Annotated in this window: 16 protein-coding genes; 7 read left to right on the forward strand and 9 right to left on the reverse strand. The window is 57.3% G+C overall.

Translation table 11 applies throughout. The features are described from left to right. Nucleotides 1-66: 66 nt before the first annotated feature. The 6 genes from ACTRWH_RS04660 to ACTRWH_RS04685 all read left to right on the forward strand — a co-directional run bounded on the left by ACTRWH_RS04660 (nt 67) and on the right by ACTRWH_RS04685 (nt 6,704). Nucleotides 67-1,743, forward strand: coding sequence for a methyl-accepting chemotaxis protein (locus tag ACTRWH_RS04660; RefSeq protein ID WP_462825987.1), 1,677 nt, complete (start codon nt 67-69; stop codon nt 1,741-1,743). A gap of 103 nt (nt 1,744-1,846) precedes the next feature. Beyond that, a complete protein-coding gene (locus ACTRWH_RS04665) occupies nt 1,847-2,917 on the forward strand; it encodes a TRAP transporter substrate-binding protein (RefSeq protein WP_075195438.1) in 1,071 nt (356 codons plus the stop codon). Then, on the forward strand, nt 2,914-4,044 hold the full coding sequence (potA, locus tag ACTRWH_RS04670; RefSeq protein ID WP_041333602.1) for a spermidine/putrescine ABC transporter ATP-binding protein PotA: 1,131 nt from the start codon (nt 2,914-2,916) through the stop codon (nt 4,042-4,044). The genes ACTRWH_RS04665 and potA overlap by 4 nt, the downstream gene beginning before the upstream one ends. Beyond that, entirely contained in the window at nt 4,037-4,897 is an 861-nt protein-coding gene (potB, locus tag ACTRWH_RS04675) for a spermidine/putrescine ABC transporter permease PotB (protein ID WP_075195436.1), read from the forward strand. The genes potA and potB overlap by 8 nt, the downstream gene beginning before the upstream one ends. Next, on the forward strand, nt 4,894-5,664 hold the full coding sequence (gene potC / locus ACTRWH_RS04680) for a spermidine/putrescine ABC transporter permease PotC (protein WP_041333605.1): 771 nt from the start codon (nt 4,894-4,896) through the stop codon (nt 5,662-5,664). Before potB ends, potC begins: the two co-directional genes overlap by 4 nt. Next, entirely contained in the window at nt 5,661-6,704 is a 1,044-nt protein-coding gene (locus ACTRWH_RS04685; RefSeq protein WP_462825988.1) for an extracellular solute-binding protein, read from the forward strand. The genes potC and ACTRWH_RS04685 overlap by 4 nt, the downstream gene beginning before the upstream one ends. Nucleotides 6,705-6,734: 30 nt before the next feature. Here ACTRWH_RS04685 and ACTRWH_RS04690 read toward each other — a convergent pair whose 3' ends face one another. From ACTRWH_RS04690 to phnD, 5 genes are read right to left on the reverse strand one after another with little or no spacing between them, the layout of a single operon-like run. After that, a complete protein-coding gene (locus tag ACTRWH_RS04690; protein WP_136633655.1) occupies nt 6,735-7,691 on the reverse strand; it encodes an HAD-IIA family hydrolase in 957 nt (318 codons plus the stop codon). A gap of 4 nt (nt 7,692-7,695) precedes the next feature. Beyond that, a complete protein-coding gene (phnE, locus tag ACTRWH_RS04695; RefSeq protein WP_228210253.1) occupies nt 7,696-8,511 on the reverse strand; it encodes a phosphonate ABC transporter, permease protein PhnE in 816 nt (271 codons plus the stop codon). Beyond that, a complete protein-coding gene (gene phnE / locus ACTRWH_RS04700) occupies nt 8,508-9,311 on the reverse strand; it encodes a phosphonate ABC transporter, permease protein PhnE (protein WP_075195432.1) in 804 nt (267 codons plus the stop codon). The genes phnE (ACTRWH_RS04695) and phnE (ACTRWH_RS04700) overlap by 4 nt, the downstream gene beginning before the upstream one ends. A 2-nt stretch (nt 9,312-9,313) precedes the next feature. After that, nucleotides 9,314-10,132, reverse strand: a complete 819-nt coding sequence (gene phnC / locus ACTRWH_RS04705) for a phosphonate ABC transporter ATP-binding protein (RefSeq protein ID WP_462825989.1) — start codon at nt 10,130-10,132, stop codon at nt 9,314-9,316. Nucleotides 10,133-10,152: 20 nt separating this feature from the next. After that, a complete protein-coding gene (phnD, locus tag ACTRWH_RS04710) occupies nt 10,153-11,103 on the reverse strand; it encodes a phosphate/phosphite/phosphonate ABC transporter substrate-binding protein (protein ID WP_462825990.1) in 951 nt (316 codons plus the stop codon). 246 nt (nt 11,104-11,349) lie between these two features. Between phnD and ACTRWH_RS04715 the strand changes: the two genes are divergently transcribed. Continuing rightward, nucleotides 11,350-13,587 carry a diguanylate cyclase gene (locus tag ACTRWH_RS04715; protein ID WP_462825991.1) on the forward strand — a complete coding sequence of 746 codons (2,238 nt, stop codon included), beginning with the start codon at nt 11,350-11,352 and terminating at the stop codon, nt 13,585-13,587. Nucleotides 13,588-13,602: 15 nt separating this feature from the next. On the opposite strand, the gene ACTRWH_RS04720 is transcribed toward ACTRWH_RS04715, so the two are convergent. The 4 genes from ACTRWH_RS04720 to ACTRWH_RS04735 are packed head-to-tail and all read right to left on the reverse strand — an operon-like array spanning nt 13,603 to nt 17,423. Then, a complete protein-coding gene (locus ACTRWH_RS04720; protein WP_075195428.1) occupies nt 13,603-15,015 on the reverse strand; it encodes an alanine/glycine:cation symporter family protein in 1,413 nt (470 codons plus the stop codon). Between the two features lie 23 nt (nt 15,016-15,038). Beyond that, nucleotides 15,039-15,479, reverse strand: coding sequence for a universal stress protein (locus tag ACTRWH_RS04725; protein WP_041333611.1), 441 nt, complete (start codon nt 15,477-15,479; stop codon nt 15,039-15,041). Between the two features lie 33 nt (nt 15,480-15,512). After that, entirely contained in the window at nt 15,513-16,796 is a 1,284-nt protein-coding gene (locus tag ACTRWH_RS04730; RefSeq protein WP_075195427.1) for a TRAP transporter large permease, read from the reverse strand. 33 nt (nt 16,797-16,829) lie between these two features. Further along, nucleotides 16,830-17,423 carry a TRAP transporter small permease gene (locus tag ACTRWH_RS04735; protein ID WP_036202413.1) on the reverse strand — a complete coding sequence of 198 codons (594 nt, stop codon included), beginning with the start codon at nt 17,421-17,423 and terminating at the stop codon, nt 16,830-16,832. Nucleotides 17,424-17,453 lie beyond the last annotated feature (30 nt).

Consider the following 17,453-nt stretch of genomic DNA (forward strand, 5'->3'; position numbering starts at 1 on the left):
CACACCCTGGGTGCCCGGTTGTGGATAATTACGCTGAACATTTGATCTCATACGGAGAACTTCTTGATGACATTGCTGAGCCGGTTACGCATTCGTTCCCGTCTTCTGCTGGGCGTTCTGATCCCGGTAGTAATAACGGCGGCAACCCTTGCCTGGATTACGGTCGCCCAGATCAAAAGCGGTGGTGAGGCTGAGCTTGAGCGCCTTGAAGCAAGTTTGCTCAGTGCCCGCAAGGAAGGGTTGAAGAATCTGGTGGATACCGCCCGTTCCGTGGTGCTGGACGCGAAGAACGATCCGGACCTTTCGGATGCCGAGGCCCGTGAAGCGGCAAGGGATCGTCTACGCTCCATCCGATTTGGGGGCGGCAACTATATTTTTGCGTATGCCAAAGATCTGGAAAACCTGGCCTACGCGCCGGATCCTTCCCGGGAAGGACCTACGACCAATCCAGATGTTCAGAAGCTGATACGATCACTGTTCGAAGCGGCACGGAAGGATGGCTTTTTTGGTTATGACTGGCCCAACCCCGCCTCCGGCGAGGTTGAGCCCAAGGTGTCATTTACCACAATTGTTCCCGATTGGGGCTGGATGATCGGGACCGGTGTGTATGTCACCGATATCGCGGAAGTGGTTTCTGCCGCACGCGCGGATATTGAAGCGGAGATAGCCGAAACCCTCGGTTTTATCGTTCTGGTTACTGTGATTGTGGTCGTCATCGCATTGCTCATCGGTGTGTTTGTCGGTCGTACGGTGACGAAACCGTTGAACACCGTTACTGCGATGATGAAGGACATCGCCGAGGGTGAGGGCGACCTCCGCCACCGTCTGCCGGACGAAGGAAACGACGAACTCGCCGAGCTTGGGCGTCGCTTCAACGCCTTCGTGGTGAAAATCCAGGACACCATCCGCGATGTCGGCGCGACCACTGACCAGGTTGCCTCGGCCGCGGAAGAGCTCAGCCGTGTTGCCAATGAAACCCGTGCTTCGGTACAGGAGCAGGGTTCGGAAACCGATCAGATTGCCTCCGCCATTAATGAGATGGCGGCCACGATCCAGCAGATTTCCGGCAATGCCAACTCGGTGGAAAGCGCCGCCTCTGACGCCGACAGGCTTGCACGGGATGGCGGCGAGACCATTGCCAACGCACAGGCGTCCGTCAATCAGTTGTCGGAGGAGATTGAATCCAGCTCTGGCCGTATCAGTAATCTGGCTGAGAAAACCGACGAGATTACCCAGGTGCTGGACGTCATCCACGCCGTCACTGACCAGACCAACCTGCTGGCCCTCAACGCAGCCATTGAGGCCGCCCGGGCCGGTGAGCATGGCCGTGGTTTCTCGGTGGTTGCCGATGAAGTCCGCCAGCTTGCCAAACGCAGTGCGGAATCCGCTGATCAGATTCGCGGTATGATTGACGGCTTCGTGACCGAGTCCCGCGCAGCGGTGGAGCGGATGGACGCGTCCCGCCAACGCTCCAGCGAAACGGTTGAGCGCATTAACCACGCCACTGACGCCCTGCGCACCATTGAGAAGTCTGTGGGCCATATTCATGATCAGGTGACCCAGATTGCCACCGCGGCGGAACAGCAAAGCCAGGTGGCCGAGGAAATCAACCAGAACGTGGTGCGCATCGTGGACGCGGCGCAGCGTAGCGATACTGGTGTGAACCAGACCAACGAGGCAAGCCACGAGTTGGCGCGGCTTGGTGAGAGTCTGCGTGAGCTGGTAGGCCAGTTCAAGGTATAGAACCGTTGCTTCTGGTCGGTCGACGATTGGCGTCAGCCGGCCAGCAAGCTATGATGTGGGCGATCTGATCCGACCACTACAAAAAACGGAACCTGACCTCGCTATGACTATTCGCAAATCTTTCATGACCGTCCTGGCATTGGTGTTCGCGCTGGCAAGCGCGTCGCTGTCGGCCCAGGAAACCTATACGCTTCGCCTCGCAGAAACCTGGGGGCCCAACTCTCCGATTCTGGGTGAAACAACGCGCCACATGGCCTCGATGGCTGAAAAGATGTCGGGCGGCCGCCTGCAGTTCCGCATTGATTCATCCAACAAGCACAAGGCGCCATTCGGTATTTTCGATATGGTGAAGGCGGGCCAGTACGATATGGGGCATACCGCCTCGTATTACTACAAAGGCTCGATTCCCAATGCCATGTATTTCACCACCGTTCCCTTCGGGATGATTGCACCTGAACAATACGCCTGGTTTTACTACGGTGGCGGCATGGAATTGATGGAAAAGGTATATCGTCCCCATGGCTTGCTGTCGTTTCCCGGTGGCAATACCGGCAACCAGATGGGTGGCTGGTTCCGCGAGGAAATCAACAGTGTTGAGGACCTCCAGGGTTTGAAAATGCGCACACCCGGGTTCGCCGGCGAAGTGATGTCCGAAGTGGGCGTTGCGGTGACCAACATCCCCCCTGGGGAGCTCTACAGCGCGCTGGAGCGAGGCACGATTGACGCTCTGGAGTGGGTCGGCCCGGCACTGGATTTTCAGATGGGCTTCCATCAGATCGCAAAGTACTACTACTCCGGCTGGCAGGAGCCTGGCGCTGAAGTTCAGTTCCTGATTAACGAGAAAACCTGGAACAAGCTTCCCGAAGAGCTCCAGGAAGTACTGCGGGTGGCTATGCGGACCGCCGCCTACGACATGTACATCCAGAGCATGCATGAAAGTGGCGTGGCCTGGGATCGTATGAAGGAAGACTATCCGGATGTCACCCATAAAACCTTCCCGCCAGAGGTCATTGAAGCGCTTCGTGATGCCACAGAGAAGCTGTTGGCCGAAGAGGCGGAGAAGGATGAACTGGCACGGGAAATCATCACTTCCCAGCAGGATTATCTGAAGCAGGTTCGTCAGTGGACCAACATTTCCGATAAGGCCTATCTGAACAGCGTTTCGGGTGAATGAAAGAGACGCTTCTCTCGTTGAAAAACGTCTCCAAGGCGTTTGACGACAAAACCGTGTTGAACTCGCTGGACCTGGACATCCTGGACGGCGAGTTCATCACCCTTCTGGGGCCGTCGGGTTGCGGCAAAACCACCCTGCTGCGCCTGATGGCGGGTTTTGAGCAGCCAGACACCGGGGCAGTCAGCCTGTCTGGCCATGACATTACCCATGCCGCCCCCGAACACCGCCCCCTGAATACCGTGTTCCAGAACTACGCGTTGTTTCCCCATATGTCGGTGTACGACAACGTCGCCTATGGCCTGAAGATGGAGAAACGGCCCAGGGACGAAATTCGCCAGCGCGTGGATGAAGTGCTTGCCATGGTGCAACTGCAGGATTTCGCCCGCCGCAAACCGCATCAACTCTCTGGTGGACAGCAGCAACGGGTGGCCATTGCCCGTGCCGTGGTCAAGCGTCCGCAACTTCTGTTGCTGGATGAGCCTCTGTCTGCGCTTGACTACAAGTTGCGCCGGACCATGCAGGTGGAGTTGAAGCGACTGCAACGGGAACTGGGCATCACGTTTGTATTCGTGACCCACGATCAGGAAGAAGCCCTGTCGATGTCGGATCGGGTGGTGGTCCTGAAAGACGGCGCGATTCAACAGCTGGGTACGCCCCGGGAAATCTATGAGCGGCCCGCCAATCTCTTTACGGCGCGCTTCGTTGGGGAGACCAACCTCTTTCCGGGATATCTGACCTCGGTTGAAGATACTGGCATTACCCTGGATATCCTGGGCCTGAGCCGTACCCTTCAGAAGCCCGGGTTTACGCTGCGCAAAGGTGAGCAGGTGAATGTCCTGCTGCGTCCGGAGGATATTCGTGTGCTGGCTCCTGAAGACGAAAAGGGTCTGGCCGGCAGGATTGTGGAGCGAAACTACAAGGGCAGCACGCTGGACTCAGTGATTCATCTTGAGGACGGTACTGAAGTGCTGGCCAGTGAGTTTTTTGATGAGGACGATCCTGCCTTTGACTATAAACTGGGCGAGCCCGTGCGGGTCAGTTGGGTCGACGGCTGGGAATGGTTGTTGCCGGTTGAACTGGAGCCCGTCAACAACGACGCAGAAGAAGGGCTGAGTACGAATGCATAGGGTGTTACAGCAGCCCTTCAAAACCGCAGTGCTGATTCTGGTCTGGGGCTGGTTGTTGCTTCTTGTGCTCACCCCGAACCTACTGGTGGTGGGTGCCAGTGTGATGACACGAGACCCCGGCACCTTCCTCTCGTTGCCGCTGAACCTGGACAGTTACCGGCAGTTGTTCGACCCGCTGTACCTGGACGTGTTCCTGAACTCCCTCTACATGGCCGGCATGACGACCGTCTTCTGCCTGCTGATAGGATATCCCTTTGCCTGGGCATTATCGGGCCTGGGCAAACAGCGCCAGATGCTGCTGATTTTCCTGTTGATTGTGCCTTTCTGGACCAATTCCCTGGTGCGCACCTACGCCCTGAAACTGCTGCTGGCCACCAACGGCCTGATCAACAATGCACTCATGGGGTTGGGGCTGATCGACGAGCCGCTGAGAATGCTCTACACCGAAGGTGCTGTGATCATCGGGCTGGTATACCTGCTGCTGCCGTTCATGATCCTGCCTCTGTACTCCGTGTTCGATGACCTGAGGAAAGAGCTGCTGATGGCCTCGCACGACCTGGGAGCGGGCAAGCTTTCGACGTTCCTGCACGTGACGATACCTCTGACCTTGCCGGGCGTGCTGGCGGGCGTGATGCTGGTGCTGTTGCCCGCCATGGGCCTGTTCTTCGTGGCGGACATACTGGGTGGTTCCCGCAATCTGCTGGTCGGCAATGTCATCAAGAACCAGTTCCTGGACGCCCGTGACTGGCCCTTCGGTGCCGCCGCCAGCATTCTGTTGACGGTTGCCATGGCTGTCCTGCTGTTTGCGCACCGGCTCAGCCAGCGGCGGCTCGGTGAGGAGGCCAGGGCATGAATCGCTGGCTGCCGAAAACCTATCTCACCCTGGTGTATGTGTTGCTCTACCTGCCGATCCTGGTGCTGGTGGTGTTTTCGTTTAACAGTTCCCGCACCGGGTACCGCTGGGGCGGGCTCAGTCTGCAATGGTACGAGTCGCTGTTCAATAACCACGCCATGGTCCAGGCCATGTGGAATTCCCTCTGGCTGGCACTGGCGGCGGCCACGGTATCGACCATTATTGGCGCGCTGACAGCGTTGGCTCTTCACCGGTATCGCTTTCGTGGCAAGCGTGTGCTGCGAGGGATGCTGTTTGTGGTGATGATGTCGCCCGAGATTGTATTGGCCATCTCTTTGCTGGCGTTGTTCCTGTTGGTGGGCCTGCAACTGGGGTTTGTCTCTCTTCTGCTGGCCCACGTTACCTTCTGCCTGCCATTTGTGGTGATCACCGTAATGGCACGATTGAGCGGGTTCGATGAAAGCCTGCCCGAAGCGGCGCGGGATTTGGGCGCCAATGATTTCACCATGACCCGCACGGTACTGATTCCGGTAATCATGCCAGCATTGCTGGCTGGATGGCTGTTGGGCTTCACCCTGTCACTGGACGATGTGGTGGTGAGCACCTTTGTGAGTGGTCCCAGCTATGAAATTCTGCCACTTCGCATCTACTCTATGGTGCGTGTGGGCCTTAAGCCGGAAGTGAATGCCCTGGGCACCCTGCTGCTGGTGTTTTCCCTGGCAATGTTGATGCTGTCCCAATGGATACTGACAAGGAGCAAACGATGAAGAAACTGGCGCTCGCGGGCCTGATGGCTGCAATCCTGACCGGATGCAGCTCGCAGGAAGAGCCGCAGGTACTGAACCTCTACAACTGGTCTGAATACATGCCCCAGGAGGTATTGGACCGCTTTGAGGAGGAAACCGGTATCCAGGTGGTCTACACCACCTATGACAGCAATGAGGCCATGTACGCACGCCTGAAGCTGCTCGATGAAAGTGGCCAGTACGATCTGGCGCTGCCGTCCACCTATTACGTCAACAAAATGCGTAAGGAAGGGCTGCTGGAAAAGATCAACCACGAGAAACTGGAAGGCTTCGAAAAGCTCGACCCCGAGCTGACGAACCTGGATATCGACCCTGAAAACCAATACAGCGTTCCCTACCTCTGGGGCACCACAGGGCTGGCCTACGATGCCAATGATGTTGAGGGCGAAGAGGTAACGGCCTGGTCGGATCTGTGGGACGAGAAATACGAAGGCCGCGTGATGCTCACCAACGACATGCGCGAGGTGTTCCACATCGGGCTGAGAGTGCTCGGATACTCTGGCAACAGCACCGATCCCGAAGAGATCGAGGCGGCTTATGACAAGCTGACCGAACTGATGCCTGCGGTGCGTACCTTCAACTCGGATGCACCGCGAATGCCCTATCTTGAAGGCGAGACCGACATCGGCATGATCTGGAATGGTGAAGCCGTGATGGGTGAGGAGGACATGCCGTCCCTTGAATACGTCTATCCGGAAGAGGGCATCATTGTCTGGCTCGACAGCTTTGTGATTCCCAAGAACGCCGAGAATGCAGACGCTGCCCATCAATTCATCAGTTTTGTCATGCGGCCGGAAATCTCCGCGCTGATCAGTGAAGACATCGGCTATGCCACGCCCAACCTTGCGGCCCGCGAATTGTTGAGCGATGAAGTGGCCAACGACCGCACCAGCTACCCGACACCGGAAGACCTGACCAACGCCGAGTTCCAGAAGGACGTGGGTGACGATGCCATGCAGGTCTATACCAAGTACTGGGAAATGCTGAAGTCCGGGCAGTAAACCCGCAAACGGCTTGATCCGCCCCGGAAATCAGATCTCCGGGGCGATAAAGTCAGGCGCGATACCAGACTGCGCGATGCAGCGCGGTATATCCATACCCTGCAGGGAGCCCTCGGCCGTCACCAGCAGGGTTTTCATGCCGGCGTTCTGCCCGCCCAGGATGTCCGTATGAAGGGTGTCGCCCACCATGAGTATCTGCCCCGGCGGCACGTCCGCGAAGCGCTCAAGCACAGCCTGGAAAGCAGGTGCATAGGGCTTGCCGTAGAACTGCGGTTGGACACCGCTGGCCTCACGGGCCCGGTGGGCGAAGAATCCGGGTTCCAGCGTCAGGCAGTCGCCGCGGGGGGCCACCAGATCTGGATTGGCGATTTCCAGTGGCCTCGGCCGTTCTGTCAGTGTGGCCTCCAGTGCCGCCTGCATCTCCTCGTTCCAATCCTCGCTGCTGAGCATGATCAGGCCGTCATAGCTATCCAGTTTTCGTTTCAGTTGCTCCGTGACGGGGGGGCGCACCGGTTGCCAGTCTAGCGGCAGCGTGTCCGGTTCGGAATTCTCCGGGGCAATGACACCCCATAGGCCTTCGCGTCCCCGGTCGGACAGAGACTGCTCCAACAACCAGCGGCTGGAGATCAACTGTTCCGGCGTGATGTCGAACCCCATGCGCCGATACTTCTCCACCAGTTTGGCGTGGCTGGCGGTAGCCGCGTTGGAGAGAATCTGGACGTGTTTGCCCATTCGTTGCAGCTCGCGAAACCGTTGAATGGCTGCGGGGAAGGCCCTGGGTCCGGCATTCAGCACCCCAAAGGCATCGAACACGTATACCTGGAACCGGTCCGCCAGCGACGCCATATTCTCCAGCGTGACTGGTCGAGGCTGTTCTGAGGTCGGCAGGCCCGCAGGCAGCCAGCGACGGATCTGCTCATACTGGTGGAAAGCCCAGGCTGGAGTGGGTGTTATGCCATTAAACGAGGTGGGGTGGGTATCGATCATTGGCCTAGAGTACCGCTTGGCGTACCCTCGCGGAAACCCATTCCGAGGCCACCACCGTGACCAGTATCACCACGAAAATCATGGTGACCTGATTCCACGCCAGGGTGCTCAGGGATGCTTGCAGCTGCAGGCCGAGCCCGCCCGCGCCCACCAGCCCAAGGATGGTGGATTCGCGGATGTTGATGTCCCAGCGAAAAACACTGATGCCCCAGAAGGCGGGCAGGATCTGCGGCACAATCGCATAATCAATGACCTGTGCTCCGGAGGCTCCGGTGGCGCGCACCGCCTCAACCTGTTTGACGTCGATTTCCTCAATGGCTTCGTACAGAAGCTTTGCGACGAACCCGATGGAGCGCAGCCCGATAGCGACAATACCCGACAATAGACCAGGACCGATTATGGCTACCAGCAACAGCGCCCATATCAGCGAGTTGATGGAGCGGGAGGAGACGATGATGAGCAGTGCCACTGGCCGCACGAAACGACGGCTGGGCGTGGTGTTGCTGGCGGCCAGAAAGGCTACTGGGATGGCGATAATCACACCGATAATCGTGCCCAGGGTTGCGATATTGAGAGTGTCCCACAGTGGCGTCCAGAGTTGGTTCACGTAGCTCCATGCGGGTGGAAACATCCGTTCACCAATATCGGCGGCCTGGTCCGGTGCGTCCGATACGAAAGCCCAAATGGTATTCCGGTTCATCAACTCCCAGCAGAATACCGTCAGGGCCACCAGCCAAAACCATCCGACCCATCGCGCCAGTTGCTGTTTACCGGAACGGAACTGCCAGTCTGCGTGGTGTCGTGCGCTCACGTCTATCACTGGACCCACCTGCGGATATGTGAAGAGGAATACTCAACCGCCAGTACAATGGCGATGATGATAATCAGGATGGCGCCAGCGGAGTCGTATTCGTAACGATCGATGGCGGTGTTGAGGGTGGCGCCTATACCTCCGGCCCCGACAATGCCGATCACCGCTGACTCTCGGAAGTTGATATCCAGACGATACAGGGACAAACCCACAAGGCGGGGCATCACCTGGGGCTGCACCGCGTAGTTAACCACTTGCCACCAGCCTGCGCCGGTAGCGCGGATCGCCTCAATCTGGTTGCGATCGCAGGCCTCGATATCTTCGGCCAACAGCTTCGATAGAAAGCCGATGGTGGCAAACGCCAGGGTGAGGAAGCCGGCAAAGGGGCCAAATCCGAACATTGCCACCAGCAGGATGGCGATGATCACCTCCTGGAAGGAGCGGGATAGGGTAATAATGGCCCGGCAGGCGAGGTAAACGGGTGCAGGCGCCAGGTTGCGGGCAGCGCCTATGCCGATGGGCACCGAGATCAGGATGCCTGCGACTGTAGAAGTAACCGTCATGGTCAGGCTTTCGATCAGCCCTGCCCGGATATCGGTCCAACGAGACGTGAAATCGGGTACAAGGAAGCCTTCCACAAATCGCCAGCCGCGTTCAAGGCCATCGTACACCCGCATCCAGTTGACCTCGACGCTTTGCAGGGCCAGTGCCAGATAGACAATCGCGCCAAGGTAGAATGCCCGTCGCCAGAGCGGGTTTTTCAGCAGAACGGGCGGGCGTCTCCAGGTAGAGGGCGTGGCGTTGGACAAAACTAGACACCCTCCGCCAGATCAACGGCTGGGGATGCCCTGTCGTTGTCTTCATCTGTTTGGTCCTTGCGTACCTGGGCCCAGTCTTCCTCACCATAGATGCGTGTTAGCACGTCGTCCGTCAGCTCTTCCGGTTTGCCGTCAAACACCACCTCGCCTGCGCGCAGGCCGATGATACGGTCGGAGAACTGCTGGGCCAGAATGACATCGTGGATATTGATGATCGCGGGCAGGTTGCGTTCCCGGCAAACCGTCTGGATCAAGCGCATGATCTGACGGGAGGTTTTGGGGTCCAGGGAGGCGGTGGGTTCATCCACCAGAAGCAGCTCCGGGTTCTGCTCCAGCGCCCGTGCGATTCCCACACGCTGTCGCTGGCCGCCCGACAGGGCATCCGCGCGCTTATTGTAGTGCTCTGCCAGGCCGACTTTTTCCAGCAACGAAAAGGCCAGGGCAATGTCCTCGCGATTGAAACGGCGCAAAAACGACCGCCATCCGGCCACGTAGCCCAGTCTCCCCGACAGGACGTTCTCCATCACGGTCAGTCGTTCCACCAGGGCGTACTCCTGGAAAATCATACCGATACGCCGTCTGGCTTTGCGCAACGCCCGGCCGCGGAGGGTTGTCAGTTCGGTATCGCCCAGGACGACTGAGCCCCGGGACGGTTCAACCAGCCGGTTGATGCAGCGGATCAGTGTGGATTTTCCCGCACCGGACGGGCCGATCAGGCCAACGACCTGCCCTGCCGGCACGGTAAAGCCGATGTCGGTCAAGGCCTGGTCGCCGGTGCGGTAGGTTTTCGAAAGGTGTTTGAGTTCGAGCACAGTAACCTGCCGTGGCCGGATTAACGGCAGTTGTATTCAACGCCGTTGGCATCGTCGATCTTGCGGATCACTTCCCAGTGTTCCTTGAAGGTGATGGGAATGAACTGTGCCTCGCCGGATTTGGAGAACTCTTCTTCCAGTTCGGAGCCTTTCCAGTCGAAGGTAAAGAAGGCTTCCTGGATCTGTTCCTGGAGTTCCGGTTTCAGGTTATGGGCAATGCCGTAGCCGGTGGTCGGGAAGGTTTGTGATTTGTAGACGCTGACGATCTGTTCGTCACTCACGACATCCCGTTGCAACATTCGGTTGAGTACCGAATTGGCAATCGCCGCGGCCTGGTAGTCCTTATTGGCGACGCCAAGAATGGAGTTGTCGTGTTTGCCTGAGAACACTGGCTCAAAGTCCTGGTCAGGAACCATGTTGTAGTCGGCCTTGAGAATGGCTGACGGCGCTTTGAAGCCGGAGTTGGAGGTCTGGGAGGTGAACGCCAGCTCTCCCCCGCGAATGTCTTCCACCTTTTCAACACCAGAGCCCGGGTAGGTGATGATTTCCATCTCGTATCCGAAGGAGCCATCGGCGGCAGCCATCATGGTGAATGGACGGAATCCAGCGCAGGCAACGGCCAGGGGGTTGGAGCCGGTGTTGAAGCCGGCAATGTGAAGGCGACCCGCACGCATCGCTTCAATCTGGGCGGCGTTGGACTGAACCGGGAAGAACTGCACCTGCTTGCCGGTGATGTCCGACAGATGGTCCAGGAAACCGGACCACACCTCACGATAGACCGCTGGATCTTCAACCGGTGTATAGGCAAATACGAGGGTGGACGGGTCGGTCTGCTTTTCGGTCTGTTCCGGGATGTCGGCAACAAGGTCGCCATCACGATCCTGGTATCGTGAATCCAGCTTGAAGGCGCTGTGGGCAGCGGCGGGCAGGAGTATTGAGGCAATGGTGATAGCAGCAATGGTACGGTTCATGAGGCAGTTCCTTGTGTCCTGTTGATGACGTGAATATGACACTACGGAAACTGTGTGATGGTTTTGTGACAGGTGGAACGGGCAAAAACGCGAAAGCGTTGCTATGGCTTCAGTTAGCACTTGTTTTTATGGCGCGCCTGAGCGAGTTTAACTCCATAGATGTTGTATAATTGCACTACTGTACTATTTGGCGACAGGCAAGCCCACTGTATGCAGATGTTGTACTCCCTAAACGCCGTAAGGCTGATGCTCCTGATCGCTTTGAGCTTTTTGGTGCCTTCGGCGGCGTATGCGGCAGTGGACCTGGACGAGGGATGGGAATATCGGTGGGGCGATTCTCCATTGACCGAGGAGGGGGTGCCGGAGTGGGCTCTGGGTCAGGCCCCCTGGCAATGGAACGCTATCAGCTTTCCATCCAACCCGCCTGGTCGCAACGGACAAGAACATGTGTGGTATCGCATCACCCTTCCGGAGGGCGAGTGGCAGGAGCCGGTTCTGTATATCTACAGTGTCGATCTGATTGTCCAGGTCTGGCTCGACGGCGAGAACATCTACCAGTACGGCACGTTTGATGATCAGGGCCGGGGGCGTTTTGAAGGTTGGCCCTGGCACGCGATTCCGCTGCCCGAGGAGTTTGCGGGTACGCCGATCTACTTTCGCATTTTCTCTGATTACACCGACATTGGTCTGTGGGGTGAAGTCTCCATTATGGAGCGGCCGGCCCTGACCCTGTTTATCGTGAAAAACTCCCTCGAAGCCCTGGTCATTTCCGGCTTTTCAGCCCTGATTGCCCTGCTAGCGATGATCTTTGCCCTGTTGCAAACGGAAAAGAAGAGTTTCGGCAGCATTGCCCTGTTCTCTTTGTCGTCCGCTGTTCTGCTTCTGTCCGACAGCCAGGCCAGTCAGTTGATCTGGAACCTGCCGATGATGTGGGACTATCTGGCCGCTGGTTCTTACTACATGCTGCCGGTGGCCATGGCATTGTTGCTGGAGCAGTGGTTCAGTGATCGCCGGCCCTGGTTGATTAATCTGGTCTGGAAGATTCACCTTGTCTACGCGGTGGTGGCGATAGGGCTGGCATTAATGGGTGTGGTTGACCTGTCATCAACGTACCCGCCGTTTGATGCGCTGCTGTTAGCGTCCCTAGCAACCGTCACGGTCGTTGTCGTAAAGCGGTTCAGACAACTGAAGATTGAACAGCAGATCATCCTCGCCGCTTATGGCGTGTTCTGCAGCCTGTTGGTGGTGGATATGGCCGTTGCCCACGGCGTCCTGCCCTGGGGGCGGGTACCGGTCAGTTGGGGAACGCTGGTCTTCTCGCTGGCCGTAGTGATGATTTCCCTCTGGCATTATGCACGAACCCAACAGGCGCTCCATCGGTTGAACCTGTCGCTGGAGCAGCAGGTAACAGAGCGAACCCAGAAGGCGGAATCGTTGGCTCGCCGTGAGCAGGCCAGGGTGAGGCTGCTCACGTTCGAGAATGAAAAAACCCGTGTTCTGAACGACATCAACGGGGAGCTGCAGGATTGCATCAGCCTCAACCAGACGTTCCATATCCTGGCGCGACGACTTCCTGACCTGTGCAGCCCTCTGCGGGGAAGGCTATATCAGCGTGTGGAAAACGGCAGCGCCTATGAACTGTTGACTCGCTGGGGGTATGCCGGGGAACCGGAATCACCATTGCGCATCGAAACTCCTGAGGGCCCGCCGCCCCATAGCCAGATACCGGCCCGCCATGTTCAGGACCTGGATCAGTCCTGGTCCGGGTGGCAGAAGGGCGAGGATGAGTCATTGTGCCTGTGGATTAACTTGCAATCGGCAACCGAGGGGGCGGTGACAATGGCGCTGTTGTTTGTGGAAGTGCCGGACGAGTTTGCGGCTGACGGCACGGATTACGGCGTGGCCCGCTTGTTCCAGACGTTAAGTCAGGGGGTGCAGAAAATCGGTATCGCGCTCTCAAGCATCAGCTTGCGGGAGGAACTGCAGAAATATTCGTATGAGGATGCGCTCACCGGCCTGAAGAATCGCCGTTATTTTGATCAGCTTCTGGAGCACGAGTCGGCGGTGGCCTTGCGTGGTGACCAGCCGCTGTCACTGCTGATGGTGGATATCGATCATTTCAAACGCTTTAACGACACTCATGGCCACGAAGCCGGCGATTCCGCTCTGAAAGCCGTGGCCGGTGTGTTGGCGCGGCATTTCCGCGACAGCGATGTGGTCTGTCGTTTTGGAGGCGAGGAGTTTGTCATCATCATGGCCGGCTCCACCGCAAAAGCCGCTTACGATAAGGCGCGAGAACTGGCCCATGCCGTCCGTGCCATGCCGGTGGAACATGGTGGCTTTGAGTTGGGCCACGTAACCATATCGGTGGGGGTGTCCAGCTGGCCCGAGTGCAGCGACTCCCCAGACAGCTTGCTGGGACTTGCCGACCGGGCCCTTTACCGCGCCAAGGAGGCGGGCAGGGACCGGGTAGAAATTTCATAGGCGCCGGAACGGGTACTAATGCCAGATGTTGCCGTCGATCTTTTCGTGCAGCTCAGGGTAGTCTTTTGATTTGAAGTGGGGTACCTCGCCCTGTTTGCGCTGGGCAAGATAGTCTTTTGTCAGCTTCACCACCGTACCTGAAAGCATGACAATGGCAATCAGGTTGATGGTTGCCATCAGACCCATGGATGCGTCAGCGGCGTTGAAAACAGTCACCACCGCCTCGTAACTGCCCCATACAACCATCCCCAGGACGGCAGAGCGAAGCAGTGTAATGGCGATGGTACTGTCACCGCCAAGGTGAATCAGGGCATTCTCTGCGTAGGTGTAGTTGGCGACAATGGACGTGAATGCAAAGAACAGGATGGCAATGGCGATGAAATAGGCGCCAGACTCGCCAATGTGGCTTTGCATGGCATCCTGGGTAAGCTGGGTTCCGGTAATGCCGGAGCCCGGTTCCATGACGCCGGAGAGCAAAATCATCACTGCTGTTGCGGTGCAGATAATGATGGTGTCGACAAACACGCCAAACGCCTGCACCAATCCCTGGGATGACGGGTGGTGGGGCGCTGGTGTGGCCGTTGCCGCAATGTTGGGCGCCGAGCCCATGCCGGCCTCGTTGGAGAACAGCCCGCGCTTGATACCATTGAGCATGGCGGCGGTAATGGAACCCGCTGCGCCGCCGGCGGCTTCTTCCAGCCCGAAGGCGCTCTTTACGATGGTCATCAGCACGCCCGGCACTTCAGTGATGTTAATGGCCATAATCACCAGAGCAATAAGCACATAGAGACCCGCCATCAGCGGCACTACCAGTTCTGCGAACCGGACGATGGAGCGCAGGCCACCAAAGATGACAATGCCCGCGAGAACAGCGATCACAATGCCAACCCAAATCTTGGGCACTCCAAAGGCACCCTGCATGGCATCGGCAATGGAATTTGCCTGAACAGCGTTGAAGACCAGTCCGAAGGACAGGATCAGGCAGACGGCAAAAATACTGCCCGCCCACGGCGCCTTCAGGCCCTTGGTTATGTAGACCGCAGGCCCACCCCGATACTGGCCTTTGCCATCACGTACCTTGTAGAGCTGTGCCAGCGTGCTCTCCGCGTAGCCGGTTGCCATGCCGACCAGGGCGACCATCCACATCCAGAAGATGGCGCCAGCACCGCCAAGATACAGGGCCACCGCGACACCGGCGAGGTTGCCGGTGCCCACGCGAGAGGCAAGGCTGGTGCATAGGGCCTGGAACGGCGATATACCGTGGACATCGCTGTCACGGGAGCCACGAATGGCGCGGATCATTTCCCCAAAATTGAGGAATTGCAGAAAACCCAGACGGATGGTGAAAAAGACACCAACGCCCAGCAGGCCGTAGACCAGAACGTAGCCCCACAGAATGGAGTTCAGCGAATCTACGATAGTGGTCATAGTTCTTCCTTAAACAGTTGTCGTTAAACTACCAGCACTGGACATTTCGCCTTGGAAGCGACGCGGTGGGACACGCTGCCAAGCAGCATACCCTCTTTATCGCTGTGAGTGCCCCGGGTACCGACCACAATCAGGTCTACTTCCTTGTCCTTGGCAAACTTGACGATCACGCTGGAAGGACGGCCGGCTTTAACAAAGCCCCGAACCTTTACCGCCCCCTTTTCCTTGGCCTTTTCCTTGGCATGGTTGACGATCTCCTTGGCGTATTCCGATAGCACCTTGTCAGGGATATCCATGCTATCCGGCCGGCCAATCGACAGAGATGCCTCAAACAGGCTGTGATGCTTGTAAACACAGATCAGATAGATCTCGGTGTCCATGAGTTTTTGTAGCTCAATGGCCTTGTCCATGGCCTTGAAGGATGACTTGGAACCGTCAACGGCCACCAGAATTTTCTTGAACATTTCACTCTCCCTGAAGTCCGGTCTCTATATCCCTCAGCGGAACGCAACGTCACGAAGGAACAGCGCAATTTGCGGGAAGGCGATGATCAGCCCGGCCGCTGCCACCAGCATAAAGACGAACGGTGGCGTACCACGGATTACTTCCCAGTATGGGCGCTTGAATATGGCGATGGCGGTGAATATGTCACAACCAAAGGGTGGCGTTGCAGAGCCTATGGCGACCTGCAGTGTAATCAGAACCCCGACGAGCACTGGGTCCAGACCGGTGGCTTCGATCGCCGGTGCAAAGATCGGCGTCAGCACCAGTATCACCACGATCGGGTCAACAAACATGCAGGCAACAAAGAAGGCGATACAGATCGCAATCAGGACACCTACCGGGCCGGCTTCATTGACGCCAACTGCTTCCAGTATTGTTTGTGGAATCTGTGCAAACGAGATAATCCAGGAAAAGCCGTTGCCCACGGCAACCAGTATGAAAACCACAGCGGTAATCAGGCCGGTGGACTTGGCAATCCGATAGATATCCGGCAATTTCAGCGAGCGGAACACCACGAATTCGAGTAAGAAGGCGTACAGCACGCACACAGCGGCGGCCTCCGTAGGGCTGAAAATACCGCCGTAGATACCACCAACAATGATGACCGGGAAGAAAAGAGGCCATAGTGCTTCGCGGACGGCGACCCCCCGTTCTCTCCAGCCGGCCCTTTCCTCGGTGGGGACCTTGTTAATGTATGCATAGATCAGGCAGTAGATTGAAAACATCATCAGAATCATGACGCCCGGGCCGATGCCTGCAATGAACAGTTCGGCAATGGAGGTTCCGGAAATAACCCCGTAGATAATGAAGCCGATACTGGGGGGGATCAAAAAGGCAATGTCACTGGAATTGATGATCAGCGCCAGGGAGAACGAGTCGGAATAGCCCGCTTTAAGCAGTTTGGGACGCAAGGGAGAACCAACAGCCACAACCGTCGCCTGGGTGGAGCCGGATACCGCACCAAAGAGGGTACACGAGGTGGCTGTACTGATCGCCAGCCCGCCTTTGATGTGCCCGATAAAGGCCATCACCATATGGATAAGGCGGTCGGCGGACTGCCCGCGAGTCATGATATCAGCCGCCAGAATGAACATGGGCACAGCAATCAAAGAGGCTGGACGGATACCTCCCATCATTTGCTGGACGAACGTGCCCATCTGGCCGAAGCCATCAAACATCATTACAAAACCGACCACCGCACCGGTAATCAGCGGAACCATCATCGGGAAGCCCAGGAGCAGCAGCCCGATCATGATTACCATCATTATAGTCGCCATGAGTTTCTATCCTTTGTTAAAGCAGCTGCAGGTTCAGACTTCCGACTCACTATCAGAGTAGCCGTCGATCACACCAGTGGAGAGATAAACATCCTTGCTGGTGAGATTCTTGATCGCTGTGAGGAAATACTGAATGCCGGTAATCGCAAAGCCCACTGGCGCCCAAACGTAAATCCACCAGATCTCAAAGCCCAACGCAGGGAGAATTCGCCCACGGCTGTAAAGGGTCTCGACGTATCCATAGGAGTGGTAGCAGAGGAAGAACATTACCAAAGAGGTAAACAGGGCGATGAAAATCATCAGTACTTTGCGCCCTTTTGGCGGGATCGCATCATAAACCGCAGACATGCGGATATGGCGGCCATGGCGGGCCGCGTAGCCGATGCCGGCAAACGTAATCAGGATAATAAGAATCCGGTTAATCTCGCCGGAGAAAAACAGGCCTTCTCCAAAGACAAAGCGTGCAATAACGTTGATGCATGTGTTGACGGCCATAAGGATGACGCCAACCGCGAGCATCACGGCCTCAGTTTTAGCAATAACTTCATCAATGGTTCCCAGAAACCCGGGCAGGCCGGACTCGTAGGTGCCGGTATCGTCTTCTAGATCCGGGGAGTTCTCGGACATGGGGGGTTGCTCCAGAACATATCGCTCCCA

The sequence above is a fragment of the Marinobacter sp. G5_S1_61_S3 genome, assembly GCF_054968585.1.